General features: G+C 72.5%; 6 protein-coding genes. All 6 read left to right on the forward strand.

Features of this window, described 5'->3' with window-relative positions:
* The coding region (locus tag VF542_RS02705; RefSeq protein WP_408650170.1) for a DUF4233 domain-containing protein at positions 1-190 on the forward strand (190 nt) is incomplete at its 5' end.
* 62 nt (positions 191-252) lie between these two features.
* On the forward strand, positions 253-702 hold the full coding sequence (gene ndk / locus VF542_RS02710; RefSeq protein ID WP_408650171.1) for a nucleoside-diphosphate kinase: 450 nt from the start codon (positions 253-255) through the stop codon (positions 700-702).
* Positions 703-928: 226 nt separating this feature from the next.
* Entirely contained in the window at positions 929-1978 is a 1050-nt protein-coding gene (locus VF542_RS02715) for a rod shape-determining protein (RefSeq protein ID WP_408650172.1), read from the forward strand.
* Between the two features lie 115 nt (positions 1979-2093).
* On the forward strand, positions 2094-2954 hold the full coding sequence (gene mreC, locus VF542_RS02720; RefSeq protein ID WP_408650173.1) for a rod shape-determining protein MreC: 861 nt from the start codon (positions 2094-2096) through the stop codon (positions 2952-2954).
* A complete protein-coding gene (locus VF542_RS02725; protein WP_408650174.1) occupies positions 2951-3520 on the forward strand; it encodes a hypothetical protein in 570 nt (189 codons plus the stop codon). The genes mreC and VF542_RS02725 overlap by 4 nt, the downstream gene beginning before the upstream one ends.
* Positions 3501-5753, forward strand: a 2253-nt coding sequence (locus VF542_RS02730) for a penicillin-binding transpeptidase domain-containing protein (protein WP_408650175.1), incomplete at its 3' end; no start/stop codon positions are given. The genes VF542_RS02725 and VF542_RS02730, both read left to right, overlap by 20 nt.

Consider the following 5753-nt stretch of genomic DNA (forward strand, 5'->3'; position numbering starts at 1 on the left):
GTTCCTGCTCCGCCGGCCCTGGGGAATCGGGCTGGGCTCGGTGCTGCAACTGGTGCTGGCCGCCACCGTGGTGCTGATCCCGGTGCTGGCCGTGGTGGTGGTGATCTTCCTGCTGCTCTGGCTCTATGTGTTGCGTACCAGGCAGCAGCTGGTGGGTACCCCGTCCGGATGGCGGATGCTGGTGTCGTGATGCCCGGCCGGCAAAGGACCGGCCGGCAAAGGACCGGCCGGCAGGGAGGATAGGGTGGCTCGGTGACTGAATCAGCCGTCCAGCGAACCCTGATCCTGATCAAGCCGGACGGGGTGGCGCGCAATCTGACCGGCGTGATCCTGGCCCGGGTCGAGGCCAAGGGCTACCGGATCGTGGCACTGCGGCAGCGCCTGGCCGACGCCGAGCTGCTGGCCCAGCACTACGCCGAGCATGTCGGCAAGCCGTTCTACCAGCCACTGGTGGACTTCATGTCGTCCGGGCCGGTGGTCGCCGTGGTGGCCGAGGGCCATCGGGTCATCGAGGGTTTCCGGGCGCTGGCCGGCGCCACCGATCCCACCGTCGCGCTGCCGGGCACCATTCGCGGTGACCTCGGCCGGGACTGGGGACTGAAGGTGCAGCAGAACCTGGTGCACGGGTCGGACTCGCCCGAGTCGGCCGCCCGCGAGATCGCGCTCTGGTTCGCGGAGCCGTCCGCTCACGAAACCGCTTGATTTCTCAGGCTGTTCACCCGCCCGGCGAGCGCGCCGGCACTCTGGCGCAAGGCGATCGGCGGGACCGGTGCCGGTGCGACCGGCCTCGGCGATATCGCTACTTTCCGTTATCTGCTCGGGCGAGTCGCAACGGCCGATAGTGCAGCCACGCCCCTACGATCGGTGATGTTCATTCACATCAGTAACACCGGTTTCATCCGGCGGCGCACCACAAACGAGGGTTCCCATGGCATTCACCCCGATGTCGCTGCTGGGCGGCGACCTGCTCGGCGGTGACTTGGCAGTCGACCTCGGAACCGCGAACACCCTTGTCTATGCACGGGGTCGCGGCATCATGCTGAACGAACCATCGGTGGTGGCCATCGACACCACCACCAAAGCGGTGGTCGCCGTCGGCGCCGAAGCCAAGCGGATGATCGGGCGGACGCCCGGCCACATCCGCGCGGTCCGGCCGCTGCAGGACGGCGTGATCGCCGACTACGACATCACCGCCGAGATGCTGCGTTACTTCGTCCGCAAGGTGATCGGGCGGCGGGCCTTCGCCGGTCCCCGGGTGGTGGTCTGCGTGCCCAGCGGCATCACCTCGGTGGAGCAGCGCGCGGTCAGCGAATCGGCCTACGCCGCGGGTGCCCGGCGGGTGCACATCATCTCCGAGCCGATGGCCGCCGCGATCGGCGCCGGTCTGCCGGTCAGCCAGGCGTCGGGCTCGATGGTGATCGACATCGGCGGCGGGACCACCGAGGTTGCCATCATCGCCCTCGCCGGGATCGTGTCCAGCACCAGCCTCCGGGTGGCCGGCGACGCGCTGGACCGCGCCATCGTCGACCACATCCGGGCGGAGTTCTCGATGCTGATCGGAGAGCGCACCGCCGAGGAGCTCAAGATCTCGATCGGGTCGGCGTTCCCGATCGCCGGGCCGGTGCGGGCCGAGATCCGCGGCCGCGACGTCGCGACCGGCCTGCCGCGCAATGTCGCGGTCTCGGCCGAGGAGTTGCGCCACGCCATGAGCGCACCGATCAACCGGATCGTGGCTGCCGTCCGGGCCACCCTGGACCGGTGCCCGCCGGAGCTGGCCGGCGACCTGGTGAGCCGGGGCATCGTGCTGACCGGCGGCGGGGCGCTGCTGCGTGGCCTGGACGCCCGGCTGCAGCACGAGATCGGCATCCCGGTGCTGGTCGCGGACCGGCCGCTGGACTCGGTGGTGCTGGGCACCGCGACCGTGGTGGAGCAGTTCGAGTCGCTGCACAAGGTCGTGGTCGACGGGCACCGCCGTTGATGGCCGGCGCCGCTGCCGGGAACTGCCGAGACTGCCGCTGATGAGCACCGCCCTCGAGTCCGCGATCGGCTCAACCTCCGACCGGCCGAGCCGGCACGGCTAGGGGCGTTGCGTCATGCGCAGGCTCACCCGACGCCAGCAACTCTCCGCCGTGGTGCTCGCGGTGATCGCCCTGCTGTTCATCAGCCTGGACTTCGCCGGCGGCTCGCTGGGCGGCGCCCGGGGTGGCACCACCGGTGCCCTCGGCTCGCTCTACCGGGGCACCGACGCGGTACTGGGCCCAGCCCGCCGCTTCGTCCAGGGCGTGCCGAACGTGGGCGGCAACCGGCGCGAGATCGCCCGGCTCAAGCAGCGCAACGCCGAACTGCAGCGGCTGCTCGCCGCCTCGGCAGCCGACGCGGCCACCACCAGGCAGCTGCAGGCCCTGCAGCTGCAGGCCGATACCGCCGACTGGCGGCTGATGCCGGCCCGGGTGATCGCCACCGGCCCGGGAGCCGGCTTCCAGTGGAGTGTCACGGTGGACGTCGGCGGCCGCGAGAACGTGCTGGTCGGCCAGACGGTGACCGACGGCCTGGGCCTGGTCGGGCGGGTGGTGGACGTGCACAGCACCACCTCGGTGGTGTTGCTGGCCGCGGACCCGGCCTCCGGTGTCGGGGTGCGCGACGTCCGGTCCGGCGCGCTGCTGCTGGCCACCGGGGCCGGCAGCGGCCCGTTGAGCGCCAGCGCGCTGGCGGACCGGGCGGACGTCCGGGTGGGGGACCGGCTGGTGACCGGACCGGCCGGCAAGACCACCTACGCCGCGGGCGTCGCGGTGGGCGTGGTGACCTCGGTGACCACGGCGGCCGACGGCACGGTCTCGGTGCGGCTGCGCCCGGCCGCCGCCCAGTTCGGCCTGGATCTGGTCGGCATCATCCTGCAGACGCCTCGGGGCACCGCGCGCCCGCCGCTGGAACCGGCCGCGGGCAGCAACCGGTGACCGTCTCCCGGATCGCCTCGGCGGCCGCCGGGGTGATCACCGTCCTGCTGGTGCAGGCCAGCCTGATCGGCCCGCTGACCTTTCCGGTTCCGGTGTCGCTGCCCGCGCTGCTGGTGATCGTGGTGGGCATCTACGCCGGCCCGGGTATCGGCATGGGGCTCGGCTTCACCACCGGCCTGCTGGCCGACCTGGGCTCCGACCACCCGGCCGGGGTCCAGGCGCTGTGCTGGCTGGCGGCGGGCCTGGTTGCCGGGATGCTGGGCGGGCTGGCCACCCAGCGCGGCTACGGCACCCGCGGGGTCGCCGGGCTCGCGGCCTTGCTCGGTGCCGCCAGCTCCGGGGTGCTGGGGCTGCTGCTGGCCATCCTCGGCTCGCACGCGGCCACCGCGCTGCTGGCCTTGCGCTACCTGATCCCGGTGGGGCTGGCCGATGCGCTGCTGGGGCTGCTGGTGGTGCCGCTGGTGCGCACCCTGCTGCGGGCCCAGGGAATCCGCTCGCCGCGTCCGGTGGGCCGGCTGATCGACACCGCACCTTCTGGACGGGTCCATGCCGATGCATTCGGCTGACCCGCGCGCCGGCTCGCACCGCACCCGGCTATCCGTGCTGCGGTTGCTGATCGCCTCGCTGCTGCTGACCCTGCTGGCCCGGCTGTCCTTCGTGCAGCTGCTCGACCAGCACAAGCCGCAGCAGTCGGCGGGCATCACCCACCTCGGCGCGATCGTGGTGCCGGCGCCGCGCGGTGAGATCCTCGACGCCCGGGGGCGGGTGCTGGTCGGCAACCGGAGCACCCACGTGCTCACCGTGGACCGCTCGGCACTGGACCAGCAGGACGATCGCGGCGCGGCGGTGCTGGCCCGGCTGGCCCCGGTGCTCGCCACCACGGCCGCGGACCTGCGTCGTGAGATCACCCCGTGCGGGGTGAACGTTCCGGCACCGTGCTGGACCGGCCAGCCGTACCAGCCGGTTCCGGTGGCGACCGGGGTCGGCCCGGCGGTGATCCTGGCGGTGTCCGAGCACGCCGAGCAGTTCCCCGGGGTCAGCATCAGCACCCAGACCGTCCTGCACTACCCCGGCGGCAGCCTGGCCGCGCACCTGCTCGGCTACACCGGCGCCGTCGGGCCCGATGACCAGAAGGCCGACAAGGCGCTGGTGGATGCCGACACGATCGGCCGCAGCGGCCTGGAGGAGTCCTACGACTCGGTGCTGCGCGGCGTCGACGGTGAGCAGCGGGTGCAGCTGGACCCGCGCGGCGAGGCGGTCGGCCAGGACGCGACCATCGCCGCCCAGCCGGGCAACACCCTGGTGACCAGCCTGGACGCCGACGTGCAGGCGCTGGCCGAGAGGTCGCTAGCCGCCCAGATCGCCGCCTCGCGGGCCAAGGGCAAGGCGGCGCCGTCCGGAGCGCTGGTGGTGATGGACCCGCACACCGGCCGGGTGATCGCCGCCGCCAGCTACCCGACCTACGATCCTGCCGCGTTCGTCGGGGGAATCTCGGTTACCGACTACGCCAGGCTGACCGCGCCGAAGGCCGGTGACCCGCTGGTCGGCCGGGCGATCGCGGGGGCGTACGCGCCCGGATCGACCTTCAAGCTGATCAGTACCGCCGATGACATCGGCACCGGCGCGATCACGCTGGACGGCCACTACCCGTGCCCCGGCTCGTTGAACGTGGACGGGCGCACCAAGACCAACTACGAGTCCGAGACCTTCGGCGAGATCGACCTGAGGTTCGCCTTGCAGGTCTCCTGCGACACCTTCTTCTACGCCCCGGCGGTCGCGGAGTGGCAGGCCGACCAGCGCCGGGTCGAGGACGGCAAGAAGCCGCTGGAGCCGCTGCAGGCGATGGCCCGGGCGTTCGGGGTGGCGCAGCGGCCGGGCGTCGACCTGCCCGCCGACGAGCAGGCCAGCGGCTCGATCGGCAGCCGGGCCAGCCGGCTGGCCACCTGGAAGGCCAACAAGGCCGACTACTGCGCCGCGGCCAAGAAGGGTTATCCGGACGTGGCGAACCTTGCCGACCGGGCCTACCTCACCCAGCTCGCGTCGGAGAACTGCACCGACGGCTGGCGATTCTTCGCCGGTAACAACGCCGACACCGCCATCGGCCAGGGTGACACCACCGTCTCGCCGCTGCAGCTGGCCACCGCGTACTCGGCGATGATCAACGGTGGCAAGCTGTTCGCCCCGACGCTGGGCTGGGGCGTCGTGGACGCCGCCGGCAAGACGGTGCGCACCATCACCCCCAAGGTGCTACGCACGGTGCCGGTCGAGAAGAAGGTGCTGAGCTTCATCGCCGACTCGCTGCACTTCCAGGACAGCCATTCGGTGTCCGGGGCGCTGGCCTTCGACGGCTCGCCGATCAAGACGCTGATCGGCGCCAAGACCGGCACCGCCGAGGTGTACGGCAAGCAGGACACCTCGTGGCTGGCCTCGTGGGGACCGGTGCAGCCCGGCGCCTCGCCGAGCAAGGCCAGGTTCGTGGTGGTCGGCATGGTGGAGCAGGCCGGCACCGGCGCCTCGGCGGCAGCTCCGATGGTCCGCAAGGTCTATGAGGGCCTGCTGGGCGCCTACGGAGCGCCGATCGTGCCCGGAGCGGCGCCGGCCGGCAAGCTGCCGACGGTGACCAGCCGGACCCCGGTGGCCCGTTCGGCGCCGGGCCTGCCGAAGCTCCGCAGCTCCGGGTCGGCGTCCGCCTCCGCATCGGGCGCGGCATCAGGCGCGGCGCCGGGCTCGGCATCGGGCTCCGGGTCCGGGTCGGCGTCCAGCTCGGCGCCGGCCGGGTCCGGCAGCGCCACCGCCTCG

The organism is Jatrophihabitans sp. (assembly GCF_036389215.1).
Lineage (GTDB): Bacteria > Actinomycetota > Actinomycetes > Mycobacteriales > Jatrophihabitantaceae > Jatrophihabitans_A.